Raw genomic sequence first — 16318 nt, forward strand, 5'->3', positions numbered from 1 at the left:
GAAGGCGAGAAGGCCGCCGCCGCAAACCGGAACCGTGGGCAACAGCCTGCGGCCCATCATCATCCCGAGCGCAAGGAGCCCGTGGTCGGGATATCCTCGACCGACAAAAGTTGCGAGCACTTCCGCCTCGAAATTCGATAATTCCTTCAACGCCTCACTCCCGACATCCAGAGGCCGAGAGGCCTCGATAGGAATAGACGTTTGAACGAGCGCCGATCCGCCTCCTATTTCGCGGACCATTTCGTCCACGGTCCATGACACTTCCATGACACTCCCTGTCACAAACGCGTCACACAAAACCCCCATTGGCGGCTCAGCGAGTCGCCGCGGGGGTGGTGGCTTGGTTCGGTAACGACCCCCGACAGGATTTCCCGATGTTCCAAAAATTCGGTCTTATCGCTGGTGCGGCGACGTGCGCGCTGGCGCTTTCCGCGTGCCAGGATCAGGCGTCTTCGGGCGGCGGCGCGCGCGATTATATCAGCGCGGTCGGGTCCTCGACCGTCTATCCCTTTGCCACCGCGGTCGGCGAGAAGTTCGCCGAAGCGACGGGCAACAAGACGCCGAAGATCGACAGCACGGGCACCGGCGGCGGTTTCGAGCGTTTCTGCACCGGGGTCGGCGGCGACACGCCCGACATTGCGAACGCATCGCGCCGCATCAAGAAGAAAGAATTCGACAGCTGCGTCGCGAACGGCGTGAAGGAGATCGTCGAAGTCCAGATCGGCATCGACGGCATCGCGCTCGGCGAAGCGGCGCGCGGCCCGGGCTTCAAGCTGACCGAAGAGGACGTCTATAAGGCGCTCGCGGCGAACCCCTATGGCAAGCCCAACACCGCGAAGACGTGGAAGGACGTGAACCCCGCCCTCCCCGCGGTCGCGATCTCGGTATTCGGCCCGCCGTCGACGAGCGGCACTTACGATGCGTTCAAGGAACTGATCCTCGGTACCGGCTGCGACGCCAATGCGGAGATGAAGGCGCTGAAGGCAAGCGATGCCGAGAAGCATGAGGCGGTGTGCACGACGCTGCGCGGTTCGCCCTATTATGTCGAGCAGGGCGAGAATGATAACCTGATCATCTCGAAGCTCGACAAGAACCCGACGAGCCTCGGCATCTTTGGCTTCAGCTATCTCGATGCCAACAAGGACAAGATCAAGGCGGTGCCGGTCCAGGGCGTCGCGCCGACCTATGCGGCGATCGCCGACGGCAGCTACCCCGGTTCGCGCCCGCTCTATATCTACGTGAAGAAGGCGCACGTCGGCGTCGTCCCCGGCCTCGCCGAATATGTCGCCGAGTTCCTGAAGGGCGCGGGCGAAGGCGGATACCTCAACGCCAAGGGTCTGATCGTGTCGCCGAAGACGGTCGCCGACGCCGCGGCGGCGAACGGCAAGAATATGACCGCGCTGGATGGTGCGGAGCTGAAATAGCTTACCTCCCGCTTGGTGGCCGGGCGGGTTCGCCCGGTCCGGCCGCCGATTTTTTCATGATCGTCATTGCGAGGAGCGTAGCGACGAAGCAATCTCCAGCTCTCGCCCGGCTATTGCGATAGCTGGAGATTGCTTCGCTTCGCTCGCAATGACGAAGGTTTGACCGGATGAAGATCGAGTGACCTTCAACGCCGCCGCCCTTTTGCTTTTGATCGCGGGCCTCGCGCTGATCGGCTGGCTGGCCGGCCGCGCGCGGTCGAGCCTGCTCGCCGGCCGCGCGGCGGCGAAACTCCATTCGCGGCCGCAATATCATGGCTGGTATGTCGCGCTGTGGCTGTTCGCGCCCGCCGCGCTGTTCCTCGCGGTCTGGTCGTCGGTGTCGCCGGCGCTGATCACGAACCAGGTGCTGACGAGCGAGGCCGCGCAGAGCCTGCCCGAGTTCGGGTTCGAGCGCGGCGCGATCCTGTCCGATGCGCGCAATGTCGCGCAGGGGCGGCAGGCCGACGTGCGGCTGCCCGCCGCGGCGCCGCTGGTGAAGCCCTATGCCGATGCGAGCCATAAATATGCGTGGATCGGCATCGCGGCAATGCTCGCGCTCGCGCTGGCGGGCGGGCTTTACGCCTTCACGCGCATCCGCCCCGATTTCCGGGCGCGCACGCGGGTCGAAAAGATCGTGATGCTGCTGTTGCTGCTCGCATCGCTCGTCGCGATCTTGACGACCTTCGGCATCGTGCTCTCGCTGCTCTTTGAATCGATCCGCTTCTTCCGCCTCGTCTCGCCCGCCGAGCTGCTGTTCGGTACGACCTGGGCGCCGACGAGCGGCGCGCCGCAGCCCGACACCTTCGGCGGCATTCCGCTCTTCTGGGGCACGGTGCTGATCGGCGCGATCATCGCGATGATCGTCGCCATTCCCATTGGCATGATGACCGCAGTCTACCTCACTCAATATGCCGCGCCGGCGGTGCGCAAATGGGTGAAGCCGCTGCTCGAGATACTCGCGGGCGTGCCCACGGTGGTTTACGGCTATTTTGCCGCGCTGACCGTGGCGCCGGCGCTGCGAGAATTCGCGGTGATGCTCGGCATCCCGAACGCGAGCACCGAAAGCGCGCTCGCCGCGGGTATCGTGATGGGGGTGATGATCATCCCCTTCGTCTCCTCGATGGCCGACGACAGCATCAACGCGGTGCCGCAGGCGATGCGCGACGGATCGCTGGCATTGGGCGCGACGCCGAACGAGACGATCCGTCAGGTGCTGATCCCCGCCGCGCTGCCCGGCGTGATGGGTGGCATCCTGCTCGCGATCAGCCGCGCGATCGGCGAGACGATGATCGTGGTGATGGCGGCGGGCCTGTCGGCGAACATGACCGCCAACCCCTTTGCCAGCGTCACCACGGTGACGGCGCAGATCGTGAAATTGCTCACCGGCGATCAGGAGTTCGACAGCGCCAAGACGCTCGCGGCCTTCGCGCTCGGCCTCGTCCTCTTCCTCGTCACGCTGCTGCTCAACATCGTCGCGCTGCGCATCGTCAAGAAATATCGGGAAGCATATGAATAGGGAAACTTCCCCCACCGACTGGAAGGGCGCGGCGATGCAGAAGCGCATCGCGGGCCGCTATGCCGCCGAACGCCGCTTCAAGCTGATGGGGCTCGGCGCCGTGCTGCTGTCGGGCGCCTTCCTCGCCTTCCTGCTGTTCGTGATGGTCGGCAACGGCGCGCGCGGCTTTACCTATACGCATGTCGCGGTGCCGGTCGATTTCGTGGGCATGCCGCTGACGATCGACAAAGCGCGGCTGGGCGACGCGGACGCCGATCAGGTGATCGCGAACGCGGGGCTTGCCGACATCGTCGCCTTTGCCGCCGACGAGGCGCTGGGCGACGGCGGGGCCGAACTGATCAGCGAAAATGCGTGGAAGGAAGTGCGCAGCGCGATCAAGGCCGATCCCGACCTGCTCGATGGCACGACCGTGTTCGAACTGCCCGCCGCGTCCGAAGTCGACATCATGGCGAAGGAAGGCGCGCGCGGCGAGCTCGGAGCGCGCGTCGATGCGCTGGAGAAGAACGGCAAGCTGTCGACCGGCATCCACTGGCCCTTCTTCAAGAACGCCGACGCGACCGATCCCGCGGTCGCGGGCATCTGGGGTGCGCTCAAGGGGTCGGTGCTGACGATCTTCATCGCCTTCCTCATCGCCTTTCCGACCGGCGTGCTCGCGGCGCTTTATCTGGAAGAATATGCGCCGAAGAACCGCTGGACCGACCTGATCGAAGTGTCGATCAACAACCTCGCCGCGGTGCCGTCGATCATCTTCGGCCTGCTCGCGCTCGCGGTGTTCATCAACTGGTTCGGCCTGTGCCAGGCGAGCCCGCTCGTCGGCGGCTTGACGCTGGCGCTGATGACGATGCCGGTGATCGTGATCGCCAGCCGCAACGCGATCAAGTCGGTGCCGCCGTCGATCCGCGACGCCGCGCTCGGCGTCGGCGCGAGCCCGGTGCAGGTCGTGTTCCATCACGTCCTGCCGCTTGCCCTCCCCGGCATCCTCACCGGCACGATCATCGGCATGGCGCGCGCGCTGGGCGAGACGGCGCCGCTGCTCCTCGTCGGCATGCGCGCCTTTATCGGCGACGTCCCGGGCGGCATTTGCTCGCCGTCGACCGTGCTGCCGATGCAGATCTTCCTCTGGTCGGACGAGGTCGACCGGGGCTTTGTCGAGAAAACCTCCGCCGCGATCATCGTGCTGCTCATCGTGCTGCTGTCGATGAACGCCTTTGCGATCTATCTTCGCAACAAATTCGAAAAACGCTGGTGAATATGACCCAAGACGATCTCACTATCGCCGACCCCAAGATGCGCGCGCAGGGCGTCAACGTCTTTTACGGCGAGAAACAGGCGATCAACGATGTGTCGATCGACGTCGGCACCGACCTCGTCACCGCCTTCATCGGCCCGTCGGGCTGCGGCAAGTCGACGTTCCTGCGTTCGCTCAATCGCATGAACGACACGGTCGCAAGCGCGCGCGTCACTGGGCAGATCAAGCTCGACGGCGAAGACATTTACGCGCCCTCGATGGACGTGGTGCAACTGCGCGCACGCGTCGGCATGGTGTTTCAGAAGCCCAACCCCTTTCCCAAGTCGATCTACGACAATGTCGGTTACGGCCCGCGCATCCACGGCCTCGCGCCGTCGAAGGCCGATCTCGACGTCATCGTCGAACGCGCGCTGACCCGCGCCGGGCTGTGGGACGAGGTCAAGGACCGGCTCGGCGAGAGCGGCACCGCGTTGTCGGGCGGGCAGCAGCAGCGCCTGTGCATCGCGCGCGGCGTGGCCATCAAACCCGAAGTGCTGCTGCTGGACGAGCCGTGCTCGGCGCTCGACCCGATCGCGACCGCGAAGATCGAGGAACTGATCCACGAACTGCGCGGCAAATATGCGATCGTGATCGTCACGCACAATATGCAGCAGGCGGCCCGCGTGTCGCAGCGCACCGCCTTTTTCCACCTCGGGACCTTGGTCGAATACGGCAAGACCACCGACATCTTCACCAACCCGCGGCAGGAACGCACCAAGGATTATATCACCGGCCGTTACGGTTGATCCGTAGCGCAACAGGACGAAAACGATGGCACTAACGAATGATCATACGGTCAAAGCCTTCGACGAGGACCTCAATCGCCTGCGCGGGCTGATCAGCGAAATGGGCGGCCGCGCCGAACAGGCGCTGCTCCAGGCGATGACCGCGCTCAGCAAAGGTGACCTCGACCTCGCCGCGCAGGTCGTGCGCGACGACAAGAAGATCGACGCGCTCGAGGCTGAAGTCGAGCAGCTCGCGGTCCAGACGATCGCGCTCCGCGCCCCGATGGCCGACGATTTGCGCGAAATGATCGCGGCGTTGAAGATCGTGTCGGTCGTCGAGCGGATCGGCGACTATGCGAAGAATATCGCCAAGCGCGTCGCGCTGATGGACCAGACGCGGTCGATCGAGGCGATCCCGCTCCTCACCTCGATGTCGTCGATCGTCGTCGAGCTGATCCACGACGCGCTCGACAGCTTCGCGGCGCGCGACGCCGAACTCGCGGTGCGGGTGACGGTGCGCGACAAGAATGTCGACGATTTCTACAACAGCATCTTCCGCACGCTCGTCACCTTCATGATGGAAAATCCGAAATATATTTCGGAAAGCGCGCATTTACTGTTCGTCGCCAAGAATCTCGAACGCATGGGTGACCATGCGACGAATATCGCCGAGATGGTCTATTATGTCGTCACCGGCGAGCGGATGGAAGAACGCGAGCGCGGCGAGCAGCCCGAAGATGGCGCCGCGGAGCAGGAGCAAGGCTGATGCCGCAGCCCGACCTGCTGCTGATCGAGGATGACGAGGCGATCGCCGAGCTCATCGTCTGGCATTTCGCGCGCGAAGGTTTCTCGGTCCGCCAGACCCCCGACGGCGAACAGGCGCTCGTCCTCGTCGAGGAACGCGTACCCGACATCGTCCTCTTGGACTGGATGATCGAGAGCCTGCCGGGGATCGAGGTCTGCCGGCGCCTGCGCCGGAACCCGAAGTCGGCCAATGTTCCGATCATCATGCTCACCGCGCGCGGCGAGGAAGAGGACCGCATTCGCGGGCTCGAGACCGGCGCCGACGATTATGTCACCAAGCCGTTCAGCCCGCGCGAGTTGGTCGCTCGCGTCCAGGCGGTGCTCCGCCGCCTGCGCCCCGCGCTCGCCGGCGAGATGCTGACCTATGCCGACATCGAGCTCGATTCGGTCGCGCACAAGGTAGTGCGTGCGGGGCAAATCGTCGCAATGGGGCCGACCGAATTCCGCCTGCTCAGGCATTTCATGGAGCATCCGGGCCGCGTCTTCTCGCGCGGGCAGTTGCTCGACAGCGTCTGGGGCCAGGACAGCGACATCGAACTCAGGACCGTCGACGTCCATATCCGGCGGCTGCGCAAGGCGATCAACCTGCCGGGGACGAGCGACATCATCCGCACGGTGCGTTCGGCGGGCTATGCGCTCGATGCGGGGAAGAGCGTCTGAGGTTCCGGAGTCCGGTTTCGGCCGGAAGCGGACGTTGAGTATCTCATAACTTCGTCATTCCCGCGAAAGCGGGAACCCAGTGTGGGGTCAGCCGACGCACGCTCTGGGTTCCCGCTTTCGCGGGAATGACGAATGTGGGGAATGACAGCAACCCACCCCCAAAGCCGTCATTCGCGTCAGAAATCGATCTGCGTCCGCAGTCCGAAGGTATCCGCCGTGTAATCGCGGTCGCCGCTGGCCGTCGCGATACGCGCGTCGTCGAGCCATAGCTTGCCGTAATTGGCGGTGATCCGGATATAGTCGATCGGCGCCCAAACGAGGCCGATCAACGCCGCCTGCTGCCGCCCGCCGACGATACCGCCATCGTTGAGGTCGAGATAATCATAGCGTGCATTGAGTTCGATCGCGCCGATGCCGCCCGCGGTGATCGGTCTTGACGGCTTCAGCCGGTCGAACTCACCGTCATCGTATCCGCGCGCGTCGCCGCGGGTCAGCGTCATCCCGAACTCGGCATAGCCCCCGAAGAAGGTCGGATCGGGGGCGCCGGTGCGCTTGACCGTCTGCCAGAAACCTTCGGCGGCCGCATGGAAGGGGCCGGTCAGGACGGCGGCTTCGAGACCGAACCCCCTTTCGCTCTTTATATCGATCAGCCCCGTATCGACGAGCCGGACGTCGGTGGCGTGGTCGAAAGGCCGCGCGCGGTAGCGGTTCGTCGCGGCGGGATCGTTGGGATCGCGGTAATGGCCCGACGCGGCGAGGTGAAGCTGGGTGCCGCCGAGCCTTGGCATGAGCACGACGCGCCCGTCGACGCTCAGGCTGTGGTTCGCGTCGTTGAGATCGTGGGCATTGTCGCCGAACACACCGCCCTGCAGCAACAGCGCCTTGCCCTTGTATTGCGCCGACAGTCCGACGCGGCGTTCGAAACCGAACGCCTGCGTGAACGCCGCGCGCTCGGTGAAGCTGGTGAACAGGTCGCTCGTCAGATCGTCCAGCGACGCGAACGGCTTGACGTGCCCCACCGTGACCGACAGCGGCCCGGTGCCATAGGTCAGGTAGACATCGGTGAGTTCGATCTCGCCGTTCGCGATGTCCGCTTCCAGCCGATACGAGAAACCGCCCGGAATCTTTCCGTCGACCCCCAGATAGACGCGGCGGAACTCGGTTGCGGTGCCGCCGCGGATGCCGGTCACGCCCGCGGGCGTGTCGATGCTGGACAGGTCGAGCTGAATGCGCCCGCGCGGCTTGAAGGACCAGCCGTCCGCGGTCTTCATCTCCGGCGCCCCCTTCCAGTTGAACTCGGTCTCCGGCTTGGGGGTCGCCGGCTCGGCGATCACCGATGACGGCGGGGGCGCCGAAAGCGGAGCGGGCGTCGGCGGCGCGGTCGCCGCATCGAGCCGCGCTTCCAGCGTCTGGACCTGCGCTTTCAGCGCGGCGAGTTCGGCGCGCAAGGCGGCCGCTTCCTCGGCGCTCATCGCCTGCGCTCTGGCCGATGTCGGCAAACTGAGCATCGTCGTCGCCAGAAAGGCGGCAGTGAGGACGTGGCGCAAGATCGAAGCTCCATTGCGAAAGGGTGGCGGCGGTTCGATGGCGCAATATTGCTCGATTGTTTCAGAAATGCGTCATCAGAATGACGCTTTGGAGACAATCGCCCTTTTTTCCGGCGCCGTCATCCCCCTTGCCTGCCCGCGATGAACGGCTAAGGACGGTCGCGTTTTCATTGACAACTGTTCAGACTTTTCCGGGAGACCATCATGACGATCAAATTTGACGGCCGCGTTGCCATTGTCACCGGCGCCGGCGGCGGCCTCGGCCGTGCCTATGCGCTCGAACTCGCACGCCGCGGCGCGAAAGTGGTGGTCAACGACCTCGGCGGATCGCGCGACGGCACCGGCCATTCGGACGCGGCGCTGCAGGTCGTCGAGGAAATCCGCGCCGCGGGCGGCACCGCCATGTCGAACGGCGGCAGCGTCACCGAATATGAACAGATGGTCGAGATGGTCGCCAAGGCCAAGGAAGAATGGGGCGGCGTCCACGTCCTGATCAACAACGCCGGCATCCTGCGCGACAAGAGCTTCGCGAAGATGGATCCCGCCGATTTCGACCTGGTCGTGAAGGTCCACCTGCTCGGCAGTGCGAACGTCACCAAGGCCGCGTGGGACATCATGCGCGAACAGGCCTATGGCCGCATCCTGATGACCGCCTCGTCGACCGGGCTCTACGGCAATTTCGGCCAGGCCAACTATGGCGCGGCGAAGCTTGGGCTTGCGGGGCTGACCAAGACGCTCCACCTCGAAGGCGCGAAATATAATATCCGCTGCAACACGATCGCGCCTGTCGCGGGCACGCGGATGACCGAAGACATCTTCCCGGCCGAACTGTTCGAGAAATTCACCCCTGAGAATGTCGTCCCGGCCGCGCTCTATCTGGTGAGCGAGGACGCGCCGACCAACATGATCGTCGGCGCGGGCGCGGGCGCGTTCCATGCCGCCTATGTCACGATGACGCCGGGGGTCGCGCTGCCCGAAGGCGAGCGCACCCCCGAAGGCGTCGCCGCGGCGTGGGAGAAGATCATCGACCGCAACGGCGAGACCGTCCCGCAATCGGGCAGCGAGCAGTCGATGAATGTCATGAAGGCATTGATGGCGCTGGGCTGAAGCTAAATATCCTCCCTGTCGCGGAGCGATGGGGAGGTGGCAGCGCGAAGCGCTGACGGAGGGGCGATGACGCTACCGTCGCGGCCCCTCCACCACGCCCTTCGGGCGCGGTCCCCCTCCCCATGGCCTTCGGCCACGGGGAGGATTTAGCAAGCGCCTCACTGTATTGACACAGCAACACGCCAATGCGATAAGGGCCGCGGGGCAAGGGGCTCGGACAGAAGGACGACCCCGATGTATAGTGAAAGCGACCTGCAAGCCGCGGTCGATGCAAAGGTATTGACGCCGGAGGCCGCAACGGCTTTCCGGTCGCATATCGCGTCGATGCGCGCCGCTCCCGGTGCCGACGAGGAATCATTCCGCCTCATCACCGGCTTCAACGACATTTTCGTCAGCATCGCGGCGGTCATCCTGCTCGTCGCGGTCGGCTGGATCGGTGCGTCGATCCACACCGCGCTCGGCGGCGCCTTCGTCGCCGCGTCGGCGTGGTTCCTCGCCGAATATTTCACGAGGCTGCGCCGGATGGCGCTGCCTAGCATCGTCCTCGTCCTCGCCTTTTCGGGCGGCGTCTTCGCGACGATGGTCGGCTTTCTCGTCCGCCATGGCGAGGATATTTTCGGCAGCAGCCCCAGCGAAACCGTCGGCGCGATCCTGGTCGGCGCGATGGCTTTGATCACCGCCGCCGCGACCTGGGCGCACTGGAAACGCTTCATGGTGCCGATCACCGTCGCCGCCGGCACCGCCGCGCTCGCGGCGACCGCGGTCGCGCTCGTGCTCGCGATTACCGGAATGCCCAGCCCCGACGGCACGCTGCCGATGGTGCTGGTGCTCATCGCCGGGATCGGCGTCTTCGCGCTCGCCATGTGGTGGGACCGCAGCGACCGGGTGCGCCAGACGCGGCGCAGCGATGTCGCTTTCTGGCTCCACCTGCTCGCCGCGCCGATGATCGCGCATCCGGTGTTCCACCTGCTCGGCGTTACCGACGGCAGCGACATCGGCAGCGGCGCCGCGGTGCTGGTGATCGGCGTCTATATCGTCTTCGGCCTCATCGCGCTCGCGATCGACCGCCGTGCGCTGCTCGTCTCGGCGCTCGCCTATGTGCTCTTCGCGATGACGCAGCTGTTCCGCACCTTCGGCGCGGTCGAGCTCAACGTCGCGCTGACCGCTTTCGTCATCGGATCGGCGCTGCTGCTGCTTTCGGCCTTCTGGCAGAATGCGCGCGCCGTGGTCGTCGGCGTGCTGCCCGACGATCTGGCGAACCAGCTGCCGGCTACCGTCCGCACCGCCGGCGCCGCGGCGCACGGATAGGAAATCTCCAGAAAAACATACCGGTCCAAGTCGGTTTTCGGGGGCTCCGGCCGAATGGCCGGGGTCCCATTTTCGCCGCCGCCGTTCGGTTGGCGGTCACCGGGAAATGATTCGTCCCCTTGCCTGAACGGCGAGGCGCGGTATGAGAAGCGCGGATCCGCAGGGCCGTGAATCCTGTGGACCGCACTTTCGCCTCGCCCGAACGGCAAGGCGTCGCTGCACTTTCGCAACGCGGCACGGACGGGCGGGTCCGGGTCAAGGAACATGAAGCCTCTCTCCCAGGTGAAGCGATGACACCGCCGAATATCTTGATGGTGGAGGATGATCCTCCGATCCGAACCCTGACCGCGCGTGCGCTCCAGGAACATGGCTATATCGTCCGCACCGCCGGCACCGCGCCGCAGATGTGGGACGCGCTGCGGGCGGCGCCCGCCGACCTGCTGCTGCTCGACATCATGCTGCCCGGCACGTCGGGGATCGACATCTGCCGCGAAGTCCGGCGGACGAGCGACGTTCCGATCATCTTCCTGTCCGCGAAGGGAACCGAAACCGACCGGATCATCGGCCTCGAGCTCGGCGCCGACGATTATCTCGCGAAGCCCTTCGGCGTCCGCGAACTGGTCGCGCGCGTGCGCGCCGTGCTGCGGCGCCACGCGGTCGAGCGCCCGGCGGCGGACCGCGAGCGCGGCCTGATCCGCTTCGACGGCTGGACCGCCGACCTGCCCCGGCGCCAGCTCACCTCGCCCGATGGCGCCGCGGTCGAGCTGACCGGCGCCGAATTCGACCTGCTCGTCAGCCTGTGCGACAATGCCCAGCGCGTCATCGCGCGCGAGCGGCTGATCGAATTGTCGCGCACCCGCCTCGGCGACAGTTCGGATCGCAGCATCGACGTGCTGATCAGCCGCCTGCGGCGCAAATTGTCGAGTCCCGGCAAGCCGGCGCCGATCGTCACCGTTCGCGGCATCGGCTATATGCTCAATGTCCCGGCGGAGCGGCTTTGAGCCTGTTCGAAAAGCGCGGCTTCGGCCTGTTCGGACAGATCGTCGCGATCCTGTTCGCCGCGGTGCTGCTCGAAAGCGCCGCGAGCATCTTCCTCTATGAACGCGCGAGCCAGTTTTCGATCAACGGCGACAAGGCGCGGCGGCTCGCCGAACATCTCGTCCTGTCGGGCAAGCTGATCGAGGAGGCACCGCGGTCGCAGCGCGACACGGTGGCGTCCGAACTCACGACCACCCGCTATCATCTCGTCTGGCAGGAACGGCTGGTCAATCCGCCACCGGTGTCGCCCAAGCTCAACCAGATCACACGGCAGATTCTCGACTGGGAGCCCGAGATACAGGAGCGCGACCTGCGCCTCTATCTCCAGTCGCCCGGACTCCACAGCACGATTTCGGGTTCGATCCGCCTGAACGACGGGAGCTGGGTCAGCTTCAGCGCGCGCGATCATGTCCGCAAGCTCGACCTGACGCTGTTCCGCACCCTTCAGACGCTGGTTCCGGCAGCCGCGCTCGTGCTGCTCGCCAGCCTGCTCATCCGCCATACGCTCCGCCCGATGCGCGACCTGACGCGCGCCGCCGAGACGCTCGGCAAGCGCGATTTCGTCGATGTTCCGCTGCGCGGTCCGGCAGAAGTGCGCAAGGTCATCGACGCTTTCAACGACATGCAGCACCGCATCACGGCAATGATCGCCGATCGCACCCAGGCGCTCGCCGCCGTCGGGCATGATTTTCGCACGCCGCTGGCGCGGCTGCGGCTGCGCGCCGAAAGCATCAGCGATCCGTCGGCCAGCGCGGCGATGGAGCAGGATATCGGCGAGATGGAGCGGATGATCGATTCGCTGCTCGCCTATCTGTCGGGCGACATCGACAATCCGGCCGAACCCGCCGCATTGACCGACATCGCGGTCATGGCCGCAACGGCGGCGGACGAAGCGAGCGACCGGGGGCATCGCGTCCGCTATATCGGGCCCGATCATCTCGCGCTGTCGGTACATGGCATCGCGATCAAGCGCGCATTGCTCAACCTGCTCGGCAATGCGCTGCGCTTCGGGGACGAGATCGAGGTGCGGCTGCGCAGCGGCGACCGGAAGATCGAAATCGAGGTCGCGGACGACGGCCCGGGCATTCCCGAACATCTGCGCGAACAGGCCGTCCAGCCGTTCGCGCGGCTCGACAGCGCCCGCGCGCGCGACACCGGCGGCTTCGGGCTCGGCCTGTCGATTGTCGAACGGATTGCGCGGATGCACGGCGGCTCGCTCGAACTCGGACAGAGCCATCTCGGCGGCCTCGCCGCACGTCTGCGTCTGCCCGCCATGTGAGAAACATTTCGTTACATTAACGCTGCACCGCAGCAAAATTCGATCGCCATGTGCGTGAAACCAACCAGCAAGGAGTGGTTTCATGAACGATCTGATCGGGCGCGTGTTCGATTTCGAAAAGCGCGTCTTCCCGAGCCGCAACGACCTGTTCGCAAAACTCGTCGCCGACGGGCAGAGCCCGAAGGCGCTGATGATCTCCTGCGCGGACAGCCGCATTGTGCCCGAACATATCATGCAGGCCGAACCCGGCGACATGTTCGTCTGCCGCAACGCCGGCAACATCGTCCCGCCCTTTGCGACGCAGAACGGCGGCGTGTCGTCGACGGTCGAATATGCCGTCGCCGCGCTCGGCGTGCGCGACATCATCGTGTGCGGCCATTCGGACTGCGGCGCGATGAAGGCGCTGATGAACCCGCACATGATGGAAGGCATGCCCAACGTCGCCGCCTGGCTGCGCCACAGCCACGCCGCCGAACATGTCGTGCGTTCGGGCTATTCGGATCTCGACGACGCCGGTCTCGTCCGCGCCGCGAGCCTCGAGAATATCGTCGTCCAGCTCGCGCACCTGCGCACCCATCCGTCGGTCGCCGCGGGTATCGCGCGCGGCGAGATTTCGCTGCACGGCTGGTTCGTCGACATTCATCAGGGCGTCGTGATGGGCCTCGACGGCGCGACCGGGCGTTTCATCCCCATTCGTGCCGACGCCCCCCTGCCCGTCGCGCTCGCCGCCGGCCAGCGTCTCGCGATGAACGCGGACCCGGCGAAGGCCGCCTGATCATGGCAAGCCAGGCTCTCCCCGCCAGCTCCGCCAGCGGCTTCTCGCGCGATTTCGCGGCGTCGATCGTCGTGTTTCTCGTCGCGATGCCGCTGTGCATGGGCATCGCCATCGCATCGGGACTCCCGCCCGAAAAAGGCCTGATGACAGGCATCATCGGCGGAATCGTCGTCGGCGCGATCGCCGGTTCGCCGCTCCAGGTCAGCGGCCCCGCCGCGGGCCTCGCGGTGATCGTCTTCGAACTCGTCCGCACGCAGGGCGCCGGGGCGCTCGGCCCGATCCTGCTCATCGCGGGCGCGGTCCAGCTGATCGCCGGTGCGATGAAACTCGGCGGCTGGTTCCGCGCAATTTCGCCGGCGGTCGTGCACGGCATGCTCGCGGGCATCGGCGTGCTGATCGTCATCGGCCAGTTCCACGTCCTGTTCGACGCCAAGCCGCTCGCGAGCGGGCTGGAAAATATCGCCGCGATGCCCGGGCGCCTGCTCGGCCTCAACACGAGCAGCCCCGCCGGCGCCGAACTCGCGCTGCTGATCGCCGGCATCACGATCGGCGTCATGGTCGCGTGGGAAAAATGGCGCCCGGCCTCGATGCGTCTCGTCCCCGGCGCGCTGCTGGGCGTCGTCGCGGGTACGGTGGTTTCGCTCGTGCTGGGTATGAATGTCGCACGCGTCGAGGTGCCCGACTCGATCCTCGCCGCGATCACGCCGCCGACGGCCTTCGCGAGCTGGCTGACGCCCGAAATCATCGCCGCCGCCATCGCGGTCGCCTTCATCGCCAGCGCCGAGACTTTGCTGTCGGCGGCGGCGGTCGACAAGATGCACGACGGTCCGCGCAGCGATTTCAACAAGGAGCTGCGCGCGCAGGGCGTCGGCAACATGCTGTGCGGCGGCGCCGGCGCCTTGCCGATGACCGGCGTGATCGTCCGCAGCTCGGCGAACGTCCAGGCCGGCGCCGTGTCGCGGCGTTCGACGATCCTGCACGGCGTCTGGATCCTCGCCTTCGTCGCGCTGCTGCCGTCGGTGATGCGCGCGATGCCGATGGCGACACTCGGCGCGGTGCTCGTCGTCACCGGCTGGCGGCTGGTCAAGCTCGACCATGCGCGCGAATTGCTCAAGCATCACGGCGTGCTGCCCGTGCTCATCTGGGCGACGACGCTTGTGCTCGTGGTCGCGGTCGACCTCCTGACCGGCGTGATCGTCGGCATCCTCTTCTCGCTCGTCGAACTCATTCCCCATGTGCGCCGCCTGCGGCTCGAGGTGGATCATTCGGACGATGCGGAAGGGACGCGCCTCCGCCTGTCGGGTGCGGCGACCTTCGTCCAGCTCCCCAAGCTCGAAGACACGCTGGGCGCGATCCCGCGCGACAAGGCGGTGACGATCGACTGCGGCCAGCTTTCGGGGCTCGACCATAGCTGCGCCGAATTGCTGCGCGACTGGGTCGAGCGCCGCAAGGCGCACGGCAGCCCGACCGTGCTGCTGGGTGACGACAAAAGGCTGCGGCGCCTCGCGGCAGCCTGATCGATCTCCCCCACGGGCGGAGGAACGGGTGCGGGTCAGGCGGACAGAGAGACGCCTGATCCGCACTCGCCGTTCGACGGCGCACGCTGCGACAGCGGCATTCCCAATTTAACCGTCATCCCGGCGAAGGCCGGGATCTCGCCGGTGCGTCATACGATAAGGCGAGATCCCGGCCTTCGCCGGGATGACGAGATAAGGACAACGGTCTTTCAGCCTAACCTAGTCCCCGACCAGCTTCATCAGCTTGCGTTCGACGGGGGCGAGCACATTCGACAGCTCGTCCCCGCGCTTCAAAATCGCCCCGGCTTCGGAGACAAGGGCCCACATGCCCTGCCGGCTCCGCAAGGCGGGGCGTTTTTCGATGCGATATTCGGGCCGCTCAGCAGCGCGGCGAAAGGCCGAGAAGATCGCGGCGTCGCGGTGGAAATCCATCGCATAGTCGCGCCAATGCCCCGCTGCGACCATGCGGCCGTAAAGGTCCAGGATACGCATGAGTTCCGGGCGCTCGAAGCCGGTTTGCTGCGATACCGCTCTATTATTTCCGAACGGCAGGGGTGTGACGGTGCCCATCAGGCGCTTTTCCGGCTCCCCTTGCGCCGCGGCGCTTCATCTTCGGCCGCGAGTTCGCGTTCTTCGAGCAGCGCCTTCAACTGCTTCTGCAACTGCTCGAGCTGGCATTGCAGCAATTCGACCTTTTGCGTCGCGGGGTCGAAGGTCTCGCTGCACGGCGTGCCATAGGGCACGAATTCGCGCGCATATTCGGTCGCGTCGAGCAGAGTCGAGCGCGCCGGAATGCCGACCATCACCGCGCCCTCGGGCACATCCTTGGTCACCACGGCGTTCGCGCCGACGCGCGCGCGCGCGTGGACCGTGACCGGCCCCAGAATCTGCGCCCCCGAACCGACGATCACGTCGTCGGCGAGCGTCGGGTGGCGCTTGCCGCCGATGCCGTTCGCGGGATCGGTACCGCCGAGCGTCACGCCCTGATAGATGGAGACATTGTCGCCGATCTCGGCGGTCTCGCCGATCACGACGCCGAAGCCGTGATCGATGAACAGATGCTCGCCGATCGTCGCGCCCGGATGAATGTCGATCGCGGTCAGGAAGCGCGACAGGTGATTGACGAAGCGTGCGAGGAAGAACAGCCGCGCCTCGAACAGCCAGTGCGCGACGCGGTGCATGCCGACCGCGAGCAGCCCCGGATAGAGCAATATTTCCCAGCGCGACCGCGGCGCTGGGTCGCGCGCCTTGATCGAATCGAGATAGGCGACCAGCCCGTTGAACATAAAAT

At 65.8% G+C, this 16318-nt stretch carries 15 protein-coding genes; 12 read left to right on the forward strand and 3 right to left on the reverse strand.

Features of this window, described 5'->3' with window-relative positions:
• The first annotated feature begins 374 nt into the window (after positions 1-374).
• The 6 genes from QZL87_RS10700 (at position 375) to phoB (ending at position 6456) form a co-directional block, all read left to right on the forward strand.
• The gene (locus tag QZL87_RS10700) at positions 375-1424 is read left to right on the forward strand and encodes a substrate-binding domain-containing protein (RefSeq protein ID WP_295319123.1); all 1050 of its coding nucleotides are present in this window, start codon (positions 375-377) and stop codon (positions 1422-1424) included.
• A 178-nt stretch (positions 1425-1602) separates the two neighbouring features.
• Complete coding sequence (pstC, locus tag QZL87_RS10705; RefSeq protein WP_295319124.1) at positions 1603-2979, forward strand: phosphate ABC transporter permease subunit PstC; 1377 nt, start codon at positions 1603-1605, stop codon at positions 2977-2979.
• Positions 2972-4228: a phosphate ABC transporter permease PstA gene (gene pstA / locus QZL87_RS10710; protein ID WP_295319129.1), complete on the forward strand. Its 1257-nt coding sequence runs from the start codon at positions 2972-2974 to the stop codon at positions 4226-4228. The genes pstC and pstA overlap by 8 nt, the downstream gene beginning before the upstream one ends.
• 2 nt (positions 4229-4230) lie before the next feature.
• A complete protein-coding gene (gene pstB / locus QZL87_RS10715) occupies positions 4231-5013 on the forward strand; it encodes a phosphate ABC transporter ATP-binding protein PstB (protein WP_295319147.1) in 783 nt (260 codons plus the stop codon).
• Between the two features lie 25 nt (positions 5014-5038).
• Positions 5039-5758, forward strand: a complete 720-nt coding sequence (phoU, locus tag QZL87_RS10720) for a phosphate signaling complex protein PhoU (RefSeq protein ID WP_295319149.1) — start codon at positions 5039-5041, stop codon at positions 5756-5758.
• Positions 5758-6456 (forward strand): phosphate regulon transcriptional regulator PhoB, encoded by a 699-nt coding sequence (gene phoB / locus QZL87_RS10725; RefSeq protein ID WP_295319152.1) that lies wholly within the window; start codon positions 5758-5760, stop codon positions 6454-6456. Before phoU ends, phoB begins: the two co-directional genes overlap by 1 nt.
• Before the next feature lie 176 nt (positions 6457-6632).
• On the opposite strand, the gene QZL87_RS10730 is transcribed toward phoB, so the two are convergent.
• A complete protein-coding gene (locus QZL87_RS10730) occupies positions 6633-8003 on the reverse strand; it encodes a porin (RefSeq protein ID WP_295319155.1) in 1371 nt (456 codons plus the stop codon).
• 204 nt (positions 8004-8207) lie between these two features.
• On the opposite strand from QZL87_RS10730, the gene QZL87_RS10735 reads away from it, so the two are divergent.
• From QZL87_RS10735 to QZL87_RS10760, 6 genes are all read left to right on the forward strand, one after another.
• Positions 8208-9110, forward strand: coding sequence for an SDR family oxidoreductase (locus QZL87_RS10735; RefSeq protein ID WP_295319158.1), 903 nt, complete (start codon positions 8208-8210; stop codon positions 9108-9110).
• Positions 9111-9344: 234 nt separating this feature from the next.
• Positions 9345-10418, forward strand: coding sequence for a hypothetical protein (locus QZL87_RS10740; protein WP_295319160.1), 1074 nt, complete (start codon positions 9345-9347; stop codon positions 10416-10418).
• 290 nt (positions 10419-10708) lie between these two features.
• Positions 10709-11419: a response regulator transcription factor gene (locus tag QZL87_RS10745; protein WP_295319162.1), complete on the forward strand. Its 711-nt coding sequence runs from the start codon at positions 10709-10711 to the stop codon at positions 11417-11419.
• The gene (locus tag QZL87_RS10750; protein ID WP_295319165.1) at positions 11416-12735 is read left to right on the forward strand and encodes an ATP-binding protein; all 1320 of its coding nucleotides are present in this window, start codon (positions 11416-11418) and stop codon (positions 12733-12735) included. The genes QZL87_RS10745 and QZL87_RS10750 overlap by 4 nt, the downstream gene beginning before the upstream one ends.
• A gap of 82 nt (positions 12736-12817) precedes the next feature.
• Positions 12818-13510 carry a carbonic anhydrase gene (locus tag QZL87_RS10755; protein WP_295319167.1) on the forward strand — a complete coding sequence of 231 codons (693 nt, stop codon included), beginning with the start codon at positions 12818-12820 and terminating at the stop codon, positions 13508-13510.
• Between the two features lie 2 nt (positions 13511-13512).
• Positions 13513-15027 (forward strand): SulP family inorganic anion transporter, encoded by a 1515-nt coding sequence (locus QZL87_RS10760; protein WP_295319169.1) that lies wholly within the window; start codon positions 13513-13515, stop codon positions 15025-15027.
• Positions 15028-15246: 219 nt separating this feature from the next.
• Here the strand turns inward: QZL87_RS10760 and QZL87_RS10765 are convergent, their stop codons facing one another.
• A complete protein-coding gene (locus tag QZL87_RS10765; protein ID WP_295319172.1) occupies positions 15247-15597 on the reverse strand; it encodes a DUF2794 domain-containing protein in 351 nt (116 codons plus the stop codon).
• The gene (gene cysE, locus QZL87_RS10770) at positions 15597-16313 is read right to left on the reverse strand and encodes a serine O-acetyltransferase (protein ID WP_295319174.1); all 717 of its coding nucleotides are present in this window, start codon (positions 16311-16313) and stop codon (positions 15597-15599) included. Before cysE ends, QZL87_RS10765 begins: the two co-directional genes overlap by 1 nt.
• Positions 16314-16318: the final 5 nt, after the last annotated feature.

Origin of the sequence: uncultured Sphingopyxis sp. (genome assembly GCF_900078365.1) — a bacterium.
GTDB lineage: Bacteria > Pseudomonadota > Alphaproteobacteria > Sphingomonadales > Sphingomonadaceae > Sphingopyxis.